Source organism: Qipengyuania sp. RANM35, assembly GCF_041021145.2.
GTDB classification, from domain to species: Bacteria; Pseudomonadota; Alphaproteobacteria; order Sphingomonadales; family Sphingomonadaceae; genus Qipengyuania; species Qipengyuania soli.
In genome coordinates this window covers 2,124,891-2,146,365 of sequence record NZ_CM196433.1, presented here as the reverse complement: position 1 = coordinate 2,146,365, position 21,475 = coordinate 2,124,891, and the positions used below count along the sequence as shown (strand labels likewise).

Here is a 21,475-nt window from a genome sequence, read left to right as displayed (position 1 = left end):
CCTGTCCCGAAATACGAGAGGAATCACCTGAAATGCGTGCCAGCCTGATCGCCGCGAGCCTGCTCGCGCTTGCCGCCACCACCCCCGCTTCTGCCAAGAGCACCCCGGCAGCAGTGCAGCAGGTCATCGACCTGTCGAAGCAGGCAATCGGGATGCGCTCGGTTCGCGGCGAGGGCAATCAGACCGGCAAGGTCGCCGAACTGTTCCGCGACACGCTGCTCGAGGCTGGCTGGGCCGCGAACAATATCGAGTTCGTACCGGTCGATGACACCGCCTACCTCATCGCCACCTGGCCGGGCAGCGACCCCACGCTCGGCCCGATCGTGCTGTCGGCGCACATGGACGTGGTCGAGGCCAAGCCCGAGGACTGGGAGCGCGATCCGTTCACTGCGGTGGTCGAGAACGGCATGCTCTATGGCCGCGGGGCGAGCGACACCAAGTTCGATGCGGTGCAGGCGATGGTCGCGGCAATTACGCTGCGCCAGCAGGGTTTCAAGCCCAGGCGCAGCATTGTCATCGCCTATTCGGGCGATGAAGAGACGACGATGATCACCTCCAAGATGATCGCAGAGAAGCTCAAGAACGCCAAGCTGGTGCTCAATGTCGACGGCGCTTCGGGCTCGCTCGACGAGGCGACCGGCAAGCCCGCCTACTGGAGCTGGCAGGGGGCGGAAAAGACTTATGGCGACTTCAAGCTCGAAATCACCAACCCCGGCGGTCACAGCTCGACCCCGCGTGACGAAAACGCCATCGCGCAACTGGGTGCGGCGCTTGCGAAGATCGGGGCCTATCGCTTCACGCCGGAGGTGAACGACATCACCCGCGACTACTTCACCAAGGCCGCGCAGTTCGAAGGCGATCCGCTGCTCGCAGCCGCGATGCGCGCCTTCGCCAAGGACCCGAGCGACAAGGCGGCGATTGCGGTGCTGCGCGGCAATCCCTCCTACATCGGCAAGATTGGCACCACCTGCGTGCCGACGATGGTCGAGGGCGGACATGCACTCAATGCCCTGCCGCAGCGCGCCACCGGCTACGTCAACTGCCGCATTTTCCCCGGCCACTCCAAGGCTTCGATCATCGAAGAGCTGAAGAAGGTGGCTGGCGAGCCGGCGATGACGATCGAGGAAATCAATCCCGAATATGTCGTCGAGGCCGACGCCTCGCCCTACGACAAGGCATTTGTCGACGCGGCTACCAAGGCCGTCCATTCGGCCTTCGGCAATGTCCCGATCATCGCTTCGCAGGCTTCCGGCGCGTCGGATTCGATGTGGTACCGCGCGCTTGGTGTGCCGAGCTATGGCGCCAGCGGCACCTTCACCAAGGACAGCGACGACTACTCGCATGGGCTCAACGAGCGCACGCCAATCGGCAATATCGGCAAGAGCATCGACTACTACCACGTGCTGCTGACCGAGCTGGCGAGCAAGTGAAGGCACTCGCACTCGCTGCGGCGTTGATTGCGACGCCCGCTTCGGCGGGCAGTCTCTACGTCGAGGCAGGCAAGCTCCTCGACGTGGGGACCGGGACCGAGGCGAGCGGCCAGTGCATTCTGGTCGAGGGCGAGCGGATCGCACGGGTCGAACCCTGCGCTGCTACGCCCGAAGGTGCCGAGCGCGTCGACTGGTCGGCCTACACCGTCCTTCCCGGCCTGATCGACCTCCACACCCATCTCGCCGATGCGGGGCAGGATGCGGACGTCGCATTGCCGCTCAAGACCTCGCCGCAGCTGACCGCGCTGATCGGGGCGCACAATGCCAAGGTGACACTCGAGGCCGGTTTCACCACCGTTCGCGATGTCGGCACTTATCGCGGGCTGACCGATGTGGCTCTGCGCGATGCGATAAACCGCGGTCTCGTCCCGGGTCCGCGCATGTTCGTCGCGGGGGCCTATCTGACCCATCCCGGCGGCGGGGGCGAACTCAACGGCGTGGTGCCCAACAACCAACTGCCTGCGGACTTGCGCCTTGGCGTGCTCACCAGCCCTGAGGAAGCCGCCGAGAAGGCCGAATTCTTGCTCAGCCACGGGGCCGACTTCCTCAAGATAATCGCCACAGGCGCGGTGCTGGCCATCGGCACCGAACCGGGCGAACCGGAGGTGACCGAGGACGAAATGCGCGCCGCAATCGCAGTCTCGAGGGCGCACGGGACCTATGCCACCGCGCATGCCCATGGCGCCGAGGGCATCAAGAACGCCATCCGCGCCGGGGTCCGCAGCATCGAACATGCCAGCCTGATCGACGAGGAAGGGCTGCGGATGGCGAAGGCGCATGGTGTGTGGCTGGTCATGGACGTCTTCAACGGCGACTACATCGACGAGATCGGCACCAAGGAGGGCTGGCCCGAGGAATATCTGCGCAAGAACCGCGAGACGACGCAGATCCAGCGCGAGAATTTCCGCCGCGCCGTGGCCATGGGCGTACCGCTCGCCTTCGGCAGCGACAGCGGGGTCTATCCGCACGGCATCAACGCGCGCCAGTTCGCTTACATGGTCGCCAACGGAATGACGCCCGCGCAGGCCATCCGCGCTGCCACGCTGAGCGCGGCAACGGTGGTCGGGAAGCAGGACGAACTCGGATCGATCGCTCCCGGCAAGTTCGCGGACATGATCGCCGTTGACGGTGACCCGCTCGCCAACGTGCGCACGCTCGAGACGGTGGCGCACGTGATGAAGGGCGGCGCGCTGGTGAAGTAGCCATCGCCCGCCCTTGCAATCGCAGCGCAAAAGCTGTGAGGCATGGCGCGAGAGCTAGAGAGGTAGCGCGGATGAAGATGCGGTCATGGCTGTTCGCCCCGGGCGACAGCGAGCGGAAGATGGAAAAGGCGGTCGAGGGCGCGGCGGATGTCGTGATCTTCGATCTCGAGGATGCCGTCGCCATCGAGAACAAGCCCCAGGCGCGCCGCATGGTCCGTGACTTCCTTGAAGCCAACCCGGACGCGCGCGAACGGATATTCGTTCGCGTCAACCCGCTCGACGGGCCGCATACTCTCGATGATCTGGCCGCAATCATGCCCGGGAAGCCGGGTGGCATAATGCTGCCCAAGGCCTATGGCCGGCAGGATGTCGAAGCGCTCGACAAGTACCTGTCCGCGCTCGAAGTCGCCAACGGCATCGAGAACGGTTCGACGCCGGTCATCGTGCTCTTGACCGAGGTTGCCGAATGCATGTTCCATGCCGGCGACTTCAAGGGTGCGCCGCGGCTTGTCGCGCTGACCTGGGGGGCGGAGGACCTGGCAGATTCGATCGGGGCAAGCACCAACCGCAATCCTGACGGCAGCTTTACCTTTACCTACGAGCTTGCACGCAGCATGTGCCTGCTCGGTGCAGCGACCGCAGGTATCCCCGCCATCGAAACGATCCAGGGCGACTTCCGCGACACCGAAGGCCTCAAAACGCGTGCGGAAAACGTCCGCCGCGCGGGCTTCCGAGGCATGCTCGCCATCCACCCGGCGCAAGTCGAGGTGATCAATGAGGCCTTCACCCCGGGGGACGAGGAAATCGCCGAAGCGCGCGAGATCGTCGGCCTGTTCGAGGCCAATCCCGGTGCCGGCACGATCGGCTGGAAAGGCGGCATGCTTGATCGGCCGCATCTTTCCCGTGCGCGCCAGCTGCTCTCGCAAATCGACTGGGATTGATCACCCGAAACGCGTTCTCGTTTGCAACCCATCGCACGGCTTGGCATGCAGGTCGCAAAGTTTTGGGAGAGACGAACGCATGACCGATTCCGCAAGCAAGGGTCCGCTGACCGGCCTCAAGGTGGTCGAATTCCAGGGCATCGGCCCTGGGCCGCACGTCGCGATGCTGCTCGCCGACATGGGCGCCGAAGTGGTCCGGATCGAGCGTGAGGGCCATGTCCCGATGAATACCGTGGTCGAACGCGCCCGCCATCGCGCCGCGGTCGATCTCAAGAGCGATGACGGTCGTGCCTTCGTCAAGTCTGCGCTGGCCAAGGCCGACGTGCTGATCGAGGGTTTCCGCCCCGGCGTGATGGAGCGACTGGGCTTGGGGCCGGACGAGATGCTCGCGGCCAATCCGCGCCTCGTTTACGCGCGCATGACCGGCTGGGGTCAGGACGGGCCGCTCGCCATGGCTGCAGGCCATGACCTCAATTACATCGCCATTACCGGCGCGCTCGATGCAATCGGCAAGCGCAACGATTTGCCGATCCCGCCGCAGAACCTGGTTGGCGATTTCGGCGGCGGCTCGATGTACTGCGCGCTCGGCATCCTCGCCGCGCTGTGGGAGCGCGAGCGCAGCGGCAAGGGGCAGGTCGTCGACGCGGCGATCGTCGATGGCGTGACCAGCCTGATGAGCTTCTTCTATGGCCAACCGCACAGCGCGCTGCGCACCACCACGCGCGGTGCGGGCCTGCTCGGCGGGGCGGCGCATTTCTACCGTTGCTACACCTGCAAGGACGGCAAGGAGATCAGCGTCGGCGCGATCGAGCCGCAGTTCTATGCCGAGCTGCTCCAGCGCGCGGATGCTCCCGAAAAGCTGCGCGAAGGACAGATGAACCCGGCCAACTGGGACGACTATGCCGACGATCTCGCGGCCATGTTCGCAACCAGGACCCAGGCCGAGTGGTGCGAGTTGCTCGAAGGCACCGATGCCTGCTTTGCCCCCGTGGTCCCGCTGGACGAGGCGAAGGACCATCCCCACATGAAGGCACGCGGCGCATTCATCGAACATGGCGGCCGCTGGCACACTGCGCCGGCCCCCCGGTTCGACCGTACCCCGAACACGATCCGCGACAGCGCGCAGGATGGTGAAGCAGTCGTTGAGCGCTGGAGCCGAGACGGCTAGAGCGCATCCCGAAGGAGAGTCCCCCCATGTACGAATACACCCAGTTCTACATCGACGGCCAGTGGGTCGACCCGGTTACGCCGAATACCGTGCCGGTCGAGAACCCCGCCACCGAAGAGACGATCGGTCACATCTCACTCGGCACCAAGGCCGATGTCGACAAGGCCGTTGCCGCCGCGCGCCGCGCCTTCGAAAGCTGGCAGTTCTCCTCGCGCGCCGAACGGCTCGACCTGATGCGCTCGATCCTCGCTGAGATCGACAAGCGCAAGGAAGACCTCGCCCGCGCCGTCAGTGACGAGATGGGTGCGCCCATGAGCCTCGCCAGTGGTCCGCACACGGGCCTGCTCTCCGGCCACCTGATGACCGCCATCGGCATCCTCGAGAACTTCGAGTTCGAGAAGACCAATGGCAACACCACGCACCTCTACGAACCGATCGGCGTGGTCGGCATGATCACCCCGTGGAACTGGCCATTGAACCAGATCGCCTGCAAGGTCTTCCCCGCGCTGGCGACCGGCAACACGATGATTCTCAAGCCGTCCGAAATCGCGCCCTTCGACGCCGCGATCTTTACCGAGATCATGCACGCCGCCGGAACCCCGGCCGGTGTCTACAACATGATCAACGGTGACGGCCCGGGCGTCGGCACCGCTATGTCGGGTCATGAGGACATCGACATGATTTCCTTCACCGGCTCGACCCGCGCCGGCATCGCCATCGCCGCCAATGCCGCCAGCACGGTCAAGCGCGTGGCGCAGGAACTGGGCGGCAAGAGCCCCAACATCATCCTCGACGATGCCAGCTTCGCCCGCTCGGTGGCCAAGGGCACTACGGGCATGATGGGCAATTCGGGCCAGACCTGCACCGCGCCCAGCCGCATGTTCGTGCCCAAGGCGCGCATGGAAGAGGCCAAGGTCGCGGCGAAGGAAGCCGCCGAGAGCGTCATTCCCGGCGATCCGAAGGGTAATGCCACTATCGGCCCGGTCGTCTCCAAGGCGCAGTGGAACAAGATCCAGGGCCTGATAGAGAAGGGCATCGAGGAAGGTGCGACGCTGGTCACCGGTGGCCCGGGCAAGCCGGAAGGCCTTGAGGTCGGCCACTACGTCAAGCCGACCGTTTTCGCCGACGTCACCAACGACATGACCATCGCGCGCGAGGAAATCTTCGGCCCGGTGCTGTGCATCCTCGGCTACGAAGATCTCGATGATGCGGTGCGCATCGGCAACGACACCGAATACGGCCTCGCCGCCCACATCATGGGCGAGGATACCGAGCAGGCCAAGGAACTGGCCAAGCGCATCCGTGCCGGACGCGTGGCGATCAACGGCGGCTACGACATGAACGCCTCCTTCGGGGGCTACAAGAAGTCGGGCAACGGCCGCGAATGGGGCGTCTTCGGCTTCCACGAGTTCCTCGAGGTCAAGTCGGTTATGGTTGCCTGATGGCAGGACGCTTTTTTGACGAATGGCAGGTTGGCGACCGGATCACGCATGAGATCCGCCGCACGGTCACTGAGACCGACAACCTGCTGTTCACGACCATGACGCACAACCCGCAGCCGCTCCACCTCGACGTGGAAGCGGCGCGGGCGAGCGAGTTTGGCCAGATTCTGGTCAACGGCACCTTCACCTTCTCGCTGATGGTGGGGCTTTCGGTCGGCGACACCACGCTCGGCACGCTGGTGGCGAACCTCGGATATGACAAGCTCGTCATGCCCAAGCCGGTGTTCATCGGTGACACGCTGCATGCGACGAGCGAAGTTATCGGCCTCAAGGAAAGCAAATCGCGGCCCGGTGCCGGGATCGTCACCTTCCTCCATGAGGCGATCAACCAGCGCGGCGAGGTTGTCTGCCGATGCGAACGCGCAGCCTTGCTGAATAAGAGGAACTGATCGGGGAGCTGGAAGGGCTCTTCGCGCGTTGGCTCACGCGAGGAGCACCATCTTGTCGCAGCATGCCCATGAAAGCGTGACCGAAGTCCTCGGCGAACTCGACGAGCTCGCCGCGACGCGTGACGAAGTCTACATCGGCGACGTGCTCGACGACTTCGGCGAGCGCAGCTTCGGCCCCTTCATCATGCTCCCCGCACTGATGGAAATGACGCCCATCGGTGGCATTCCGGGGGTGCCGACGTTCCTGGCGCTGGTCATCGCGCTTACTGCGCTCCAGCTACTGATGGGACGCGAACACGTCTGGATGCCCGATTTCATCCAGCAGCGCTCGGTTTCGGGCAAGCAGCTGCACAGGGCGGTGGGCAAGATGCGCGGGTTCGCCGACTTTCTCGACCGCCACAGCGAGGGCAGGCTGGAGGCGCTAACGGAAGGCCTGGCGCCCAAGCTGGTCGCGGTCGTCATCCTGCTCCTGTGCTGCACCGTCCCGCCGCTGGAATTCCTGCCCTTCGCCAGTTCGATCCCGATGCTGACCAATGCGATCCTCGGGCTCGCGTTGACCGTGCGCGACGGCGCCTTGTTGCTCGCTTCGCTGATCTTCACCCTCTTTGCCAGCGCGGTTGGCGGATGGATGTTCGTCACCTTCGATGCCGCGGAGAAGCTGACCGGTTGACGCGCCACAGGCCTGCGCGCACATTCCCGTCCGAGAGGGCAGGGGAGAGCTGGAATGAAGGCATGGTGGTTGACTGCGGCGTGTTTGACGCTCGCGGGCTGCAACATGGGTCCGGGCGGCGTCGATGAAGCGCAGAGCGGCGATGGAACCGACACGATCAAGCTGGCGGAGTTTCCGGACCGGCCCTACTGGGGCGACACCCACCTCCACACCGACATTTCGGTCGATGCCTTCGGTTTTGGCGTTCGCCTCGGGCCCGAAGACGCGCTGAAATTCGCCCGTGGTGAAGAGGTCACGGCGACTACCGGGATGAAGGCGCAACTCGCGCGCCCGCTCGATTTCCTCGTCATCTCGGACCACTCGGACGCGATGGGTGCAACCAGGCGCCTGTACGATTCTCCGCGCATGCTCGTGCGCGATCCGGTCCTGCGCCGCTGGTACGACATGATGCACGAAAGCCCCGAGCAGTCGCAAAGGGCCGTGGCTCAATTGATTACCGCGGCCGCCAATAACGAAATCCCCTCTGCCATGCGCGACCCGGAAAGGACCGCCAAGGCAACGCGAAATCTCTGGTCGCGCCATGTCGCCCTGCTCGACCGCTACAACCAGCCGGGCAAGTTCACCTCCTTCGCCGGGTTCGAATGGAGCCTGATGCCCGACGGCAACAACCTCCACCGCGTGGTCATGTTCAGGGACGGCGCGGCGAAGACAGGGCAGGTGGTGCCGTTCCCCGGCCTCGACATGAAAGTCGAGCAGCTGTGGGACTACATGGACGCCTACGAGAAGGACACCGGCGGCCAGATCCTGGCGATCCCCCACAATTCCAACCTGTCCAACGGCATGATGTTCGAACTGGTCGGACCCGACGGCGGACCGATGACGGCCGAGTATGCGCGCCGCCGTTCGGCGCATGAGCCTGTCGTCGAGGCTACGCAGATCAAGGGCGACAGCGAGACCCATCCCTTCCTTTCGCCCAACGACGAGTTCGCCGGTTTCGGGGTGACCGGCTGGGACCTCGGCAACCTCCCGCTCACGCACAAGACGACGCCCGACATGTTTGCCGGGTCCTATGTGCGATCGGCGCTCTTGCGCGGCCTGACGCTGGAGGCGCAACTGGGGGTCAATCCCTATGCCTTCGGCCTGATCGGTTCGACCGACAGCCACACCGCACTGTCGACCGGCGACGAGAACAATTTCTTCGGCAAGCATACCGGTAACGAGCCGAGGCCGGGCCGCGCCATGGAGCCGCAGAACCTAGGTACGCGCGTCGGCCGCTTCGGCTGGAACTACCTCGCGGGTGGTTATGCCGCCGCCTGGGCGCGGGGGAATACGCGGGTCGAGATTTTCGATGCGTTCAAACGGCGGGAGACCTATGCGACGACCGGACCGCGCATGGTCCTGCGGCTGTTCGCCGGGTTCGATTTCACCGCGCAGGACTGGGGCGGAGACTGGGTGCGTGCGGGATACAAGCGCGGCGTGCCGATGGGCGGCGAACTGGTCGACAGCGGCAAGCCGCCGGTATTCCTGATCTCGGCCCTCAAGGACCCCGACGGGGCCAACCTCGATCGCGTGCAGGTGGTCAAGGGCTGGGTGGACGCTTCGGGCAAGGCGCAGGAGAAGATCTACGACGTCGCCTGGTCGGACATGGACGGCAAGCGCGCCAGGGTCGGCGGCAAGATCCCGCTGGTAGGCGACACGGTCAATCGCGCCGAGGCGAGCTACCAGAATACGATTGGTGCTGCCGAGCTGCGTGCGACCTGGACCGACCCGGACTATCGCAGCGGGCAGCGGGCATTCTACTACGTTCGCGTCCTCGAAATCCCGACGCCGCGCTGGATCCTGTTCGATGCCAAGCGCTTCGGCATCAAGCTGTCGAAGGACGCGATGGCGTCGGCGGTCGCGCAGGAACGTGCCTACAGTTCGCCCGTCTGGCTGCGCCCTGCAACGCCGAAGCAGGTCGGTGACGCGCCGCCGATCATGGAGGGTACGTGATACGAAGGCTGCTGCGCGAACCGCTGGTCCATTTCCTGCTGGCGGGAGCGGCCATCTACCTCGGCCTTGCGTGGTTCGGTAACCCGGTCGACCCTGCCTCCCGCACCATTTCGCTAAGCGATGACGAGCGGGCGGGGATCGCCCTTGGCTTCGAGCGCACAGTCGGGCGCCCGCCGACGGATGCGGAAATGGACGGGCTGATCGAGCGCTGGGTTCGCGAGGAAGTACTCTATCGCGAGGCTCTGCGGCTCGGTCTCGACCGCGACGACGCTGTCGTCCGGCGCCGCCTCTCGACCAAGATGGACGAACTCGCCTCGGCCAGCGCCGAGACAGAGAGCGTGAGCGATAAGACGCTGGAGAAGTGGCTGGCGGATCACCCACAGCGCTTCGTCGATGATGGCACGGTCAGTTTCGACCAGCTTTATTTCGCCAGCGAGGAAGCCGCAGGTAATGCCAAAGCCCATTCTAACCCGCGCGGCTTCCCGATAAGCCTTCCGGCGAGCGTCAATGCCAAGGACAGACGCGAAGTTCGCGACATCTTCGGCCAGCAGTTCGCCGAGGGACTCGCGCAGCTTTCGCCGGGCGGGACGTGGCAGGGGCCCATTCCTTCGGGATTCGGCTGGCATCTCGTTCGCCTGCGCGCGCGTGAAACCGGCAAGGTGCCGCCGCTCGCGGAGGTCAGGGACAAGGTCGAGGCGGACTGGCGCAACGCGACCATCGCGGAGCGGCGCGAGCGGGCCTACCGCGTGCTCCGCGATGCCTACCGCGTAAGGGTCGACTGATGCGCTGGCTGGCGGCGCTGCTTGTTCTGCTTCTCTTCGCAGGTCCGGCCGCGGCGGACGAGTTGCGCCCGGTGTCGATCCAGTTCGAACAGGCTGCCGGTCAGCAGTGGCGCCTGAGCTGGAAGCAGCCGCTCTCCAGCCCAGCCGATGACGAGCTTTTGGTGCCGACGCTTCCCCGAGGGTGCCGCATGGTAGGGCAGCCCGCCCGCGACCTGGCGGCGCTCGCGCTGGTCGGTCGGGCGGAGGTAGCCTGTGCCGGGCGCGTCGAGGGTGGCGAGATCGGCTGGCCGGCGCTTGCCGGCAACGCCGATGCTATCGTGCGCATCGCGCCAGCGGGCCGTCCGGTCCAAGTCTACAGGCTCACCACCGAAGCGCCCACCGCCCGGATCGCGGCGAAGCCGGAAAGCTTACAGGTTTGGCGCAGCTATTTTCGTATCGGGGTGATCCACATCCTCGAAGGGTGGGATCACCTGCTGTTCGTCATCGCGCTGGTCCTGCTGGTCGCGCGGCCATGGCCGGTGGTGAAGGCCGCCACCGCTTTCACCGTGGCGCATTCCCTGACCCTCGCCGCCGTGACCCTTGGCGTGACGGGCCTGCCGCAGCGCCCGGTCGAGGTGCTGATCGCCCTGTCGATCGTGTTCCTTGCCGTCGAACTGGCGAAAGGGGAGCGCGAGACGCTCGCACGGCGACTGCCCTGGGTAGTGGCCTTCGTTTTCGGCCTGCTCCATGGTTTCGGTTTCGCCGGCGCCCTGCGCGAAATCGGCCTGCCCGAGGGGGAGGTGCCGGCAGCATTGGTGAGCTTCAATCTCGGTGTCGAGGCAGGGCAGCTGCTCATCATAGCCGCCGTCCTCTGCCTCAGGGCACTCGTCGAACGCTTCGCTCCCACTGTCGAACAAGCCATGCTGCGGATCGCAACCTATGCGATAGGGGTGACCGGAGCCTTCTGGCTGATCGAACGTATCGCTGCCTGAGAGCGAAAATATCGCGGGCGCAGTCAACTTGCCATTCACCGGTGCTATCCTACATTGGACGGCACGAAAGGATTTGTGCGCATGAGCGACGAAAACCAGCCCGGACCCGAGAACAACGGGCCCAACCCATGGGTGAAGAGCCTGATGATCTGGGGCGGTATCTTCCTCGCCCTGCTGATGGTCGTCTCCGTTTTCGGCGGCAGCCAGTCTGCGGGCACGCCGATCCTTTATTCCGATTTCCGTGACAAGGTCGCCGCCGGAACGGTGAAGTCGGTCCAGATTTCCGAAAAGCAGATCGTCGGCGAACTGAAGAGCGGCGAGGCTTTCTCGACCGTTCCGGTAGCCAATGACGTGTCGCTGCCGCAGCTGCTCGAAGACAATGGCGTCAGCTATTCGGGCAAGAATGCGGATGAGGGCAACATGCTGCTCTACATCCTCGTCCAAACGCTGCCGTTCCTGCTGATCCTCGGCATTGCCTTCTTCGCCCTGCGCCAGGTCCAGAAGGGCGGCGGTGCTGGAGGCGCGATGGGCTTCGGCAAGTCCAAGGCCAAGCTGCTCACCGAACGGCAGGGCAAGGTGACCTTCGACGATGTCGCCGGCATCGACGAGGCGCGCGAGGAGCTGGAGGAAATCGTCGAGTTCCTCAAGGACCCGCATCGCTTCTCCAAGCTTGGCGGCCAGATCCCCAAGGGCGCGCTGCTGGTTGGCTCGCCCGGTACCGGCAAGACGCTGCTCGCCCGCGCGATTGCAGGCGAGGCGGGCGTGCCGTTCTTCACCATTTCGGGCTCGGACTTCGTCGAGATGTTTGTCGGCGTCGGCGCATCCCGCGTGCGCGACATGTTCGAACAGGCCAAGAAGAACGCCCCGTGCATCGTCTTCATCGACGAAATCGACGCGGTCGGCCGCCACCGTGGCCACGGCCTCGGCAATTCGAACGACGAACGCGAGCAGACGCTGAACCAACTGCTGGTCGAGATGGACGGCTTTGAGGCGAACGAGGGCATTATCATCATCGCCGCGACCAACCGTCCCGACGTGCTGGACCCTGCCCTGCTGCGCCCGGGCCGCTTCGACCGCCAGGTGGTGGTGCCGGTTCCCGACATCGACGGGCGCGAGAAGATCCTCGCGGTGCACATGAAGAAGGTGCCGCTGGCGCCGGACGTGAACCCGCGCACCATTGCGCGCGGCACTCCGGGCTTCTCGGGTGCGGACCTTGCTAACCTCGTCAACGAGGCTGCCCTGCTGGCCGCGCGCCGCAACAAGCGCCTCGTCGCGATGCAAGAATTCGAGGACGCCAAGGACAAGGTCATGATGGGTGCCGAACGCCGCTCCATGGTCATGACCGAGGACGAGAAGAAGATGACCGCCTATCACGAGGCCGGCCACGCGCTCGTCAGCATCAACGAACCCGCATCCGACCCCATCCACAAGGCGACGATCATCCCGCGCGGTCGTGCGCTGGGCATGGTGATGCGCCTGCCGGAACGCGACAACTACTCGTACCACCGCGACAAGATGCATGCGAACCTGGCCGTCGCCATGGGCGGACGCGTCGCCGAGGAAATCATCTTCGGGCACGACAAGGTGTCGAGCGGAGCCTCGGGCGACATCCAGTACGCCACCGATCTGGCGCGCAACATGGTCACAAAGTGGGGCATGTCCGACAAGCTCGGCCCGCTCCAGTACGAAGCGAGCCAGGAAGGCTACCTCGGCATGGGTTCGACCCAGCGGACCATGGCCGGTGCAGACACCAACAAGCTGATCGATTCCGAGATCAAGGACCTGGTGGAAGGCGGGCTCAAGCGCGCGCAGGACATCCTGTCGAGCCAGGAGGACAAGCTCCACCTGCTTGCCCAGGCGCTGCTCGAGTACGAGACGCTGACCGGCGAGGAAATCGACCAGTTGATGAAGGACGGCAAGATCGACCGACCCGACGCCCCACGCGGTCCGGTTTCGGTAAAGCCTGCATCGGCAGTCGCGGTACCCAAGGCCGGGCGCAAATTCGGTGGCGAGGGCACACCCCAGGGCGCCTGATCCAGTACCCAAATGATCGGAAGGGGCGTCCTCGCGGGCGCCCCTTTTTCGTTGCCGCTCAGAATACTCCGATGACCAGCAGTAGCTGCAGGAACAGCGAAAGCACGATCATCACGAATATGCTCAGTACGCACAGGCGCCAGAACGCCGAGAAGCGGGAGAGGCCGTAGGCTCCGCGCAACTGCTTGTAGATGTGCAGCGGCGGCACAAAGCCAACGAGTATGCCCCAGGTCCATTCAGGTGCGCCCATCTTCACCAGGACCGAGATAATGATGAAGAGCAAAGACATGAACGCGATCGAATAGGTCACAAAAATCGCGTGGTCATAGGCGCGGTACTTGCGGCGCCACAGGAAAAGCAGCGACATGAAGGGGATGGATAGCGGGATCAGCAACCAGCTGAATTTGTAACTGTTGCTCTGCAGTTTGTAGAGCATGAGGCCGGGGTTTGATTTCCATTTCTCCAGCCCCTTGTCGATCCACGGCACGCCGATACCGTTGACCTTTACCCCGGACGCGACCTTCGTATCGACTACCAGCGACCGGGCTTTCTCCAGATCGGCCAGCTCTTCCTCGTACTTGTCGAGGCGGGCCTTGGCGTCGGCATAACGTTCGTTGTCCGGGGCCATCTTGGCCACCCGCTCCCGCTGCTCGGCGGTCTTTGTCTTCGCTTCGGTATAGACGTGTTCGAGATCGGCCTTCAGCGCATCCGACGTGTGAATTTCGGTTGGAGTGGACAGGCCCACTGCCTGGAACACGGCGAACATAAGGAAGATCGAAAAGAGGAACAACGCCATCGGTGAAACGAAGCGCGCCCTCTCGCCTTCGACATAACGGCGCGTAAGCTCGCCCGGCTTGAAGAACAGCATGGGGAGCGTCTTCCAGGTCTTGCCTTCGAAATGCAGCGCTCCGTGGAGCAGGTCGTGCATGAAGGCGCCCATGGTGCGGTGGAGGTGGGCCTTCTGCCCGCATTCGTGGCAATGCGCACCGATCAGCTGAGTCCCGCAATTGAGGCAGCTGCCCTCCGCAAAATGGCCCTTATCGAGTACGGGTTCGCCGGGAGAACCGCCCTCCTTTCGCGAGACTGCTTTCGAAAACAGCCCGCCTTCAACCGCCGTGCCCAGTGCTTCGCCAAAATCGCTCATTGCGTCCCCCGTGTGAGGCCCCGCCATATAGAATGCGCGATTTGGGAGGCAATCGCCAGCTTGCCGTTCTTCCGCATGCTTGCGACAAGGCGCCATGGCCGCGCCGGACGACACAGCCCAATTGCTCGCGTTCCTCGCAGTGGCGGGCGTTTTTGGTCTCTTCGCCGCGATCGAATTCGTTTCGCCGGCGCGCCCGGCAGTTCGCGGGCATCGCTGGGTCACCAACCTTGCCTTGTTCGCCATCGACACGATTGCAGTCAGATTGCTGGTGCCGCTCCTGATGGTCGGTGCCGCTGTTATTGCGGCAGAGCGGAACTGGGGTCTTCTGAACCTTGTCGAAGTGTCGACATGGGCTGGCATCGCCATTGCCGTCATCGCGCTGGACATGGCGCTCTACTGGCAGCACCGCGCCACCCACCGCGTCCCGCTGTTGTGGCGGCTGCACAAGGTCCACCATTCCGATCCGCAATTCGATGTCACCACGGCGGCACGATTCCACCCGTTGGAGATCGTCGCGTCGATGCTCTACAAGATGGCCGTTGTCGTTGCGCTGGGTTTGCCGGCGCTGGGGGTCTTCGTCTTCGAGACGGTGTTCAACATCGCGACGCTGTTCACCCATGCGAACTTCGCACTGCCCAAGGCAGTGGAAAGTCCGGCTCGGACAGTTCTCGTCACACCCGGAATGCACCGCATCCACCATTCGGCGCTCCAGCGCGAGACCGACAGCAATTATGGAACACTGCTGTCTGGCTGGGATCGCCTCTTCGGGACCTATACCGACCGCGCTGCTTCAGGACCGGATGCGATCACCATCGGACTGGACGAATACCAGGACGTGCGGCCGCACAGGCTTGGCTGGACCCTGTTGCTTCCGTTTCGAAAATAGCCTGGCCGGAAATGAAAAACCCGCCCGGTGAGGGGCGGGTCTTCATTGATCTGCCGATGGCAAACGGATCAGCCGTCGTAGTCGCCGCCGATCGAGGTCGAACGGGTCGGAGCCGATGCGGTAATGCGCAGGGCTTCGGCCGACTGGCTCAGCGAGCCGACTTCATCCATCTCGTCGTCATCGTCCGGCAGGATCTTCTGCAGGTTGGTGACGGCGGCTTCCTGAAGATCCTTGGGCTTGATCGTCTGCTCGGCGATTTCGCGCAGCGCGACGACCGGGTTCTTGTCGCGGTCGCGATCGACGGTCAGTTCCGCACCGCCCGAAATCTCACGCGCGCGCTGGGCAGCCAGCAGCACGAGATCGAAACGGTTGGGGACCTTGTCTACGCAATCTTCGACGGTAACGCGCGCCATTGGGCACTCCGATATATTCTAGAGAATCCGGGAAAGGCGGCGACATAGGTTTTGTGGGCCGGACAGTCAAGGATTTGCGCCGCAGCGCGGGGGCGCTAATGCTCGCACCGATGGGAGAGAGCGAGACCACGCCCGCAATCGCACCTTATGCCGACCCGCCACCCTTCGCGGTCGAGGCGCAGGGCCAGTCGCTCACCTTCTATCCGGCAGGAGCGGACCGGCGCGAAGCGTTGATGGAAATCGTCGCCTCAGCCAAGGAGCGGCTCGACATCTGCTTCTACATCTTCGCCGAGGACCGGGTGAGCGCGGAACTGCGTGATGCGCTGGCCGCAGCCGCGAGGCGTGGCGTCGCAGTGACGCTGATCATCGACCGTTTCGGGGCTTCCGCATCCGATGCCTTCCTCCAGCCGCTGGTCGATGCAGGCGGGCGGTTCTTCTGCTTCTCGCCGCGGATCGGCCTCAGGTACCTCATCCGCAACCACCAGAAGATGGTCATCGCCGACGGCAAGCGCGCGCTGTTCGGCGGGTTCAACATCGAGGATAGCTATTTCGCTCCGCCGGAGGAGAACGGCTGGAACGACCTCGCCATCGGGATCGAGGGCGATGCGGTGGGAGGCCTTACCGACTGGTTCGAGCGCCTCGCCGACTGGACCGACGACAAGGATGCCCATTTCCGCGCCATTCGCGAAACGGTCGGCAAGTGGGAGTGGACCGCGCCCGAAGGCCATGCGCGCTGGCTGGTCGGTGGACCGACACGAGGTCTGTCGAGTTGGGCACGCAGCGTCACCCGTGATCTCGTCGATAGCGAGAAGCTCGACATCTTCATGGCCTACTTTTCGCCGCCCTACACACTCCTTCGGCGCATCGCGCGGGTGGCACGCAAGGGCCATACCCGCCTGCTGATGGCGGCCAAGAGCGACAATGGCGCAACGCTTGGAGCGACGCGTTCGCTCTACTCCTACCTGCTCAAGCGTGGGGCGAAGATCTGGGAGTTCAGCCCGTGCAAGCTGCACACGAAGCTGCTGGTGCTCGACGACGCCGTCTACATGGGCAGCGCCAACTTCGACATGCGCAGCCTTTATCTCAACCTCGAGATCATGCTGCGGATCGAGGACCGCGTGCTCGCCGACACGTTACGCGAGTATATCGGACGCCAGATTGCCGCGTCGGAGGAGATCACCCCCGAACTGCATCGCCAGCGGCGCACCGTGTTCAACCGCGTGCGCTGGTGGATGGGCTGGGTGCTGGTCTCGGTAATCGACTACACTGTGACGCGCAGGCTGAACCTGGGCATCTGACCTATTCGTAGTCGTCCGTGTAGCGGATATCGGGGCTGCTGAACTTGGTATACTCGCTGTGGAACAGCAGGGGCACGTTGCCGGTCGAACCATGGCGCTGCTTGGCAACAATCAGCGTGGCCTTGTTGACCAGTTCGAGATGCTTGGCCTCCCACTCGGCATATTTCATCCGCACATCTTCCGAGGAGGTCTCGTCCGGCGTGTCCGGCTTCAGCGCGTTGTGGTAGTATTCCGCCCGGTAGATGAACCATACCATGTCCGCGTCCTGCTCGATCGAGCCGGATTCGCGCAGGTCGGAAAGCTGGGGCCGCTTGTCTTCGCGGCTCTCGACCTGACGTGACAGCTGGGACAGCGCGATCACCGGAACATGAAGTTCCTTGGCCAGCGTTTTCAGACCGCGGCTGATCTCGGAGATTTCGTTGACGCGATTGTCGCTTGCGCGACCCGACCCCTGCAGCAGCTGAAGGTAGTCGACCACGACGAGGCCGATATCATGCCGCCGCTTCAACCGCCGCGCGCGGGTGCGCAGTGCGCCGATGGTCAGAGCGGGCGTGTCGTCGATGTAAAGCGGGAGGTCGGTCAGTTCCTGGCTGGCGAAGGACAGGCGCTGGAATTCGTCGCGCGACAGCTTGCCCGAACGCAGCTTCTCGCTCGAAATCTCCGCCTGTTCGGCAAGGATACGTGTTGCCAGCTGGTCGGCGCTCATTTCGAGGCTGAAGAAAGCGACGCCTGCCCCGGGCGAATCCGCGCGGTCGATCCCGTCGCGAAGGTCGCGCATCAGGCGTGAGGCAGCGTTGAAGGCGATGTTGGTCGCCAGCGAGGTCTTGCCCATCGCCGGACGCCCCGCGAGGATCACGAGGTCGGAATTGTGCAGGCCGCTGGTCTTGTCGTTGATCGTGTCGAGGCCGGTGGTTTTGCCCGAAAAGCGCCCGCCCGAATTCATCGCCGCCTGGACCACCTGCAGCGCGCCGAAGGCTGCGGTGCGGAAACTCTGCGCCTCGCTGCCCGTCGTCGCCCCTTCGGCGACGCGGTAGAGATCGGCTTCGGCCTGCTCGATTTTCTTGAGCGGTTCGACCTCGTCCGATGTGTCGAGCGCGCCCTCGACGAGGTTGCGGCCAACCGTCACCAGCTGGCGCAGCAGGGCGAGGTCGTAGATCTGTTCGGCCAGTTCGCGCGGGTGCAGCAGGCCCTGGCCGTCGGCGGTCAGCTGCGCGAGATAGGTCGTCCCTCCGAGCTGCTTGAGCGCCTCGTCGCTCTCGAAATAGGGCTTGAGCGTCACCGGCGTCGCCACCGAATTGCGCTCGATCAGCTTGAGGATGCGCTCGTAGATGCGCTGGTGGACCGGCTCGTGGAAATGCTCGACCATCAGCGGGGTGGTCAGTTCCTCGATCACCCGGTTGTCGATCAGCACCGCACCGAGATAGGCCGCTTCCGCCTCGAGGTTGGCAGGCAGCTGTACGCCCTTCGCAGCCTTGTCTGCTGTCGAATCATCGGCGGGGAAGAGAAGATCGGTGTCGGCCATCCACTTCCAATGCATGGCCGTGCGGTCTGCTGGCAAGTTGCAATGGGGCCACTTTGGCTGTGGATAGTGGGGACACTTCGCCAAGCCCTTGCCGCACCCCGCCTATCTTGCGAAAGCAGCCTGAAGGCATGACCGATTCAGCAAACTCCTCCGGCGACCATCGGATCGCACATATCGAGCTCGATGAGGAGACGATCATCTGGCGCAATGCCGATATCGAGCAGGAACGGCGCATCGCCATTTTCGACCTGATCGAGGAGAATACCTTCAAGCCGTTGCGTTCGGTCGAACGCGGGACGACCGGGCCATATAACCTTCGCCTGGCGGTGCGCGACGGCCGCCTGCTGATGACGATTTCCGATACCGAGGACCGGTTGCTGGAAGAACTGCTCCTCGGCCTGGCCCGTTTCCGACGCCCGATCCGCGAATATTTCGCCATCTGCGACAGCTATTACCAGGCCATCCGCAAGGCGACGCCGATGGAGATCGAGACGATCGACATGGCCCGCCGCGGGGTCCACAACCGCGCCGCGGAACTCCTGCTGGAGCGGCTCGAAGACAAGGTCGAAACCGACTTCGCAACCGCGCGTCGCCTTTTCACACTCATTTGCGTCCTGCATATCAAGGGCTGAAGGGGCGCATTTCATGGCACGCAAATCGACGAGGAAGCGCAAGGCCACGCGGCCACGGCAAGTCTCGCGCTCGGCCTTGATGGCGTTCTTCCTGCTGTTGGTGGCGCTGGTCGGAGCAGCCTATGCCTGGACGCAGGGGCGCAGCTGGCGACCCGACGAGGCCACCTGGCCGGACCAGGGTGCGCTGGTCGGGGCGGCGGACGGGCCGGTGTCCTTCGACACGCTTGCCGGGCTCGGCGCGCATTTTGCCTATCTGGAGGCCAGTCGCGGCGCGAAGGGCAGGGATGCGGGCTTTGCGCAGAACTTTTCCCGGGCGCGTGATGCGGGGCTGGAGGTCGGGGCGGTCCACGTCTTCGATCCCTGCACCGTGGCGGATGGGCAGTCGGCCAATTTCGTGACCATGGTGCCGCGCGACAGCGACCTGCTGCCACCCGTGATCCTGCTCGACCAGACAGCCGCCGATTGTCCTGAACGGGTGTCCGACGCTGCGGTACAGAGCGAACTGATGACGCTGGTCAACCAGATCGAGGCGCATGCGGGCAAAGCCGTCATCCTTGCGCCGAGCGAGGCTTTCGAGGACGAATATGGCGTATCGCGCCGCATCGATCGCCAGCTATGGCTGGAGCGCAGCTGGTTCGAACCCGACTATGCCTCGCGCCCGTGGCTGATGTGGACCGCCAATCGCTGGTACAAGAGCGAGGCGGCAGACCGCCCGCTGCGTTGGGCGGTGGTGCGACCCTTGTGATGTTTCCTGGGACGAAGACGAAATGACCGACGAAGACCTGATCGCCGCCGCCCGCGCTGCCGCCGCCAAATCCTATTCGCCCTATTCGAACTTCGCGGTCGGCGCGGCGCTGCTGCTGCAGGACGGCAGCGTGGTGACGGGCACCAATGTCGAGAACGCAAGCTATGGCCTCGCGCTGTGCGCGGAGACCGTTGCCGTGGCCAAGATCCTCTCCGAAGACTGGGTCGGCGGTCTCGAAAAGGTCGCCGTGACGGGTCCCGGCGCCGACCCGATCACGCCCTGTGGCCGCTGCCGCCAGGTGCTCAACGAGCTTGCGCAGCTGGGCGGCACCGACCCGGATATCCTTTGTGTCGGACCGGACAGCGTGACCAAGGTCAGGCTTTCGGAACTTCTTCCCCACGCCTTCGGGCCAGCCAGCCTGGCATGATTGCCCGCCGCACAGCGCTCGGGACGATGGCCGGAGCGCTGGCGGGACTGGCGATGCCCGTCGCCGCTGCGACGCGCGCGCCGCGCAAGCTGCCGCGCCTGCGAGAGGGCGATACCGTCGGCCTCGTCGCGCCCGCGACGGCGCTGACGCTTCCCGACGAACTCGACCGCGCGGAATACTGGATGCGGGGCATGGGCCTCTTGCCCAAGCGCGGTGCGCATGTGACCGAACAGGACGGCTACCTGGCCGGGACCGATGAAGCGCGTGCCGCCGACCTCAATGCGATGTTCGCCGATCCCGACGTGCGCGCGATATTCGCCATTCGCGGCGGTTGGGGCGGGGCGCGCATCCTGCCGCTGCTCGACTGGGCGACGATCCGCGCCAATCCCAAGCTGCTGGTCGGCTATAGCGATACCAGTGCGCTGCACCTCGCCTTCGCGGCGCGGGCAGGGTTCCCGACGATCCACGGTCCCAACGCCGCGAGCCGCTGGGAAAAGGCGAGCTGGGAAAGCCTCTGGCACCTCGGGTTCGCCGGGGCGGCTCCGGTGCTCGGGGGCAAAGCGGTCGAGGTGGAAACCATGCGGGCCGGGCGGACGATCACGGGAGGGACGGCCAGGGGGCGACTGCTCGGCGGCAATCTCACCATCCTTTCGACCATGCTGGGAACGCCCTGGGTTCCGGACTTCGATGGTGCGATCCTGTTCGTCGAGGACGTCAACGAGGCGATCTACCGTGTCGACCGCATGCTCCAGCAACTGAAGCTTGCGGGCATCCTCGATCATTCGGCTGGCGTGATTTTCGGCCAATGTACGCGCTGCAATCCGGACGATCCCGAGAGCGTCGGCTTCACTCTCGACGACGTGATCGACCACCACCTGCGCCCGCTTGGCATCCCCGCTTTTACCGGAGGCAACATCGGTCACGTCCGCAACCAGCTATGCCTGCCGCATGGCGCCACGGTCGAACTCGATGCTGGAGCGCGGACTCTGCGCCTGCTCGAACCCATCGTCACCTGAGGGCATTCGGGCCGCGCGTTAACCATTTTGCGAGCGTTAGTCGGCTATCGCGGCTGCGCTCAGGAGATGGTTTGAAATGAAGTTCATCAAGCTCGAATCGCGTGGCGGCAATTATCTCGTGGTGGCCAGCAACATCGCCTGGCTGCGTACCGCCGAGAACGGACAGACCAATGTCGGCATGGTCGGCGGCCAGCCGCTGCTGGTGACCGGCTCGATCGAGGAAGTCGCCGCGAAAATTCTCGAAGGCTAAA

The 21,475-nt window shown here is 64.4% G+C and carries 21 protein-coding genes; 18 read left to right on the top strand and 3 right to left on the bottom strand.

All coding sequences use genetic code 11. From position 1 onward, the window contains the following. Window positions 1-32: 32 nt before the first annotated feature. From RAM60_RS10735 to ftsH, 11 genes are all read left to right on the top strand, one after another. Window positions 33-1,430 (top strand): M20/M25/M40 family metallo-hydrolase, encoded by a 1,398-nt coding sequence (locus RAM60_RS10735; protein ID WP_369026774.1) that lies wholly within the window; start codon window positions 33-35, stop codon window positions 1,428-1,430. Then, on the top strand, window positions 1,427-2,692 hold the full coding sequence (locus tag RAM60_RS10730) for a Xaa-Pro dipeptidase (RefSeq protein ID WP_369026775.1): 1,266 nt from the start codon (window positions 1,427-1,429) through the stop codon (window positions 2,690-2,692). Before RAM60_RS10735 ends, RAM60_RS10730 begins: the two co-directional genes overlap by 4 nt. A 71-nt stretch (window positions 2,693-2,763) precedes the next feature. Then, window positions 2,764-3,633: an HpcH/HpaI aldolase/citrate lyase family protein gene (locus tag RAM60_RS10725; protein WP_369026776.1), complete on the top strand. Its 870-nt coding sequence runs from the start codon at window positions 2,764-2,766 to the stop codon at window positions 3,631-3,633. 79 nt (window positions 3,634-3,712) lie between these two features. Continuing rightward, a complete protein-coding gene (locus RAM60_RS10720) occupies window positions 3,713-4,801 on the top strand; it encodes a CaiB/BaiF CoA transferase family protein (protein ID WP_369026777.1) in 1,089 nt (362 codons plus the stop codon). A gap of 26 nt (window positions 4,802-4,827) precedes the next feature. After that, entirely contained in the window at window positions 4,828-6,243 is a 1,416-nt protein-coding gene (locus tag RAM60_RS10715; RefSeq protein ID WP_369026778.1) for an aldehyde dehydrogenase family protein, read from the top strand. Next, window positions 6,243-6,692: a MaoC family dehydratase gene (locus RAM60_RS10710; RefSeq protein ID WP_200981363.1), complete on the top strand. Its 450-nt coding sequence runs from the start codon at window positions 6,243-6,245 to the stop codon at window positions 6,690-6,692. The genes RAM60_RS10715 and RAM60_RS10710 overlap by 1 nt, the downstream gene beginning before the upstream one ends. Window positions 6,693-6,744: 52 nt before the next feature. Then, entirely contained in the window at window positions 6,745-7,362 is a 618-nt protein-coding gene (locus RAM60_RS10705; RefSeq protein WP_369026779.1) for an exopolysaccharide biosynthesis protein, read from the top strand. Between the two features lie 54 nt (window positions 7,363-7,416). Then, complete coding sequence (locus tag RAM60_RS10700) at window positions 7,417-9,354, top strand: DUF3604 domain-containing protein (protein ID WP_369026781.1); 1,938 nt, start codon at window positions 7,417-7,419, stop codon at window positions 9,352-9,354. Further along, window positions 9,351-10,136: a peptidylprolyl isomerase gene (locus RAM60_RS10695; RefSeq protein WP_369026782.1), complete on the top strand. Its 786-nt coding sequence runs from the start codon at window positions 9,351-9,353 to the stop codon at window positions 10,134-10,136. Before RAM60_RS10700 ends, RAM60_RS10695 begins: the two co-directional genes overlap by 4 nt. Next, window positions 10,136-11,107: a HupE/UreJ family protein gene (locus RAM60_RS10690; RefSeq protein WP_369026783.1), complete on the top strand. Its 972-nt coding sequence runs from the start codon at window positions 10,136-10,138 to the stop codon at window positions 11,105-11,107. The genes RAM60_RS10695 and RAM60_RS10690 overlap by 1 nt, the downstream gene beginning before the upstream one ends. Before the next feature lie 81 nt (window positions 11,108-11,188). Continuing rightward, complete coding sequence (gene ftsH / locus RAM60_RS10685) at window positions 11,189-13,141, top strand: ATP-dependent zinc metalloprotease FtsH (RefSeq protein ID WP_200981359.1); 1,953 nt, start codon at window positions 11,189-11,191, stop codon at window positions 13,139-13,141. 58 nt (window positions 13,142-13,199) lie between these two features. Here ftsH and RAM60_RS10680 read toward each other — a convergent pair whose 3' ends face one another. Beyond that, the gene (locus RAM60_RS10680; RefSeq protein ID WP_369026784.1) at window positions 13,200-14,285 is read right to left on the bottom strand and encodes a DUF3667 domain-containing protein; all 1,086 of its coding nucleotides are present in this window, start codon (window positions 14,283-14,285) and stop codon (window positions 13,200-13,202) included. Window positions 14,286-14,379: 94 nt separating this feature from the next. On the opposite strand from RAM60_RS10680, the gene RAM60_RS10675 reads away from it, so the two are divergent. Next, entirely contained in the window at window positions 14,380-15,171 is a 792-nt protein-coding gene (locus tag RAM60_RS10675; RefSeq protein WP_369026785.1) for a sterol desaturase family protein, read from the top strand. Window positions 15,172-15,239: 68 nt separating this feature from the next. Here the strand turns inward: RAM60_RS10675 and rpoZ are convergent, their stop codons facing one another. Beyond that, the gene (gene rpoZ / locus RAM60_RS10670; RefSeq protein WP_200981356.1) at window positions 15,240-15,584 is read right to left on the bottom strand and encodes a DNA-directed RNA polymerase subunit omega; all 345 of its coding nucleotides are present in this window, start codon (window positions 15,582-15,584) and stop codon (window positions 15,240-15,242) included. 98 nt (window positions 15,585-15,682) lie between these two features. Here rpoZ and RAM60_RS10665 point away from each other — a divergent pair, with 98 nt between their 5' ends. After that, the gene (locus RAM60_RS10665; protein ID WP_510639720.1) at window positions 15,683-16,882 is read left to right on the top strand and encodes a phospholipase D-like domain-containing protein; all 1,200 of its coding nucleotides are present in this window, start codon (window positions 15,683-15,685) and stop codon (window positions 16,880-16,882) included. A 1-nt stretch (window position 16,883) separates the two neighbouring features. On the opposite strand, the gene RAM60_RS10660 is transcribed toward RAM60_RS10665, so the two are convergent. Next, entirely contained in the window at window positions 16,884-18,404 is a 1,521-nt protein-coding gene (locus tag RAM60_RS10660) for a replicative DNA helicase (protein WP_200981354.1), read from the bottom strand. 128 nt (window positions 18,405-18,532) lie between these two features. On the opposite strand from RAM60_RS10660, the gene RAM60_RS10655 reads away from it, so the two are divergent. From RAM60_RS10655 to RAM60_RS10635, 5 genes are all read left to right on the top strand, one after another. Continuing rightward, on the top strand, window positions 18,533-19,036 hold the full coding sequence (locus tag RAM60_RS10655) for a UPF0262 family protein (protein WP_369026787.1): 504 nt from the start codon (window positions 18,533-18,535) through the stop codon (window positions 19,034-19,036). Window positions 19,037-19,049: 13 nt separating this feature from the next. After that, window positions 19,050-19,781, top strand: a complete 732-nt coding sequence (locus RAM60_RS10650) for a glycoside hydrolase family 25 protein (protein WP_369026788.1) — start codon at window positions 19,050-19,052, stop codon at window positions 19,779-19,781. Window positions 19,782-19,803: 22 nt separating this feature from the next. Beyond that, a complete protein-coding gene (gene cdd / locus RAM60_RS10645; RefSeq protein ID WP_369026789.1) occupies window positions 19,804-20,208 on the top strand; it encodes a cytidine deaminase in 405 nt (134 codons plus the stop codon). Next, window positions 20,205-21,224 carry a S66 peptidase family protein gene (locus RAM60_RS10640; RefSeq protein WP_369026790.1) on the top strand — a complete coding sequence of 340 codons (1,020 nt, stop codon included), beginning with the start codon at window positions 20,205-20,207 and terminating at the stop codon, window positions 21,222-21,224. Before cdd ends, RAM60_RS10640 begins: the two co-directional genes overlap by 4 nt. Window positions 21,225-21,300: 76 nt before the next feature. Further along, the gene (locus RAM60_RS10635) at window positions 21,301-21,474 is read left to right on the top strand and encodes a hypothetical protein (protein ID WP_200981349.1); all 174 of its coding nucleotides are present in this window, start codon (window positions 21,301-21,303) and stop codon (window positions 21,472-21,474) included. Window position 21,475 lies beyond the last annotated feature (1 nt).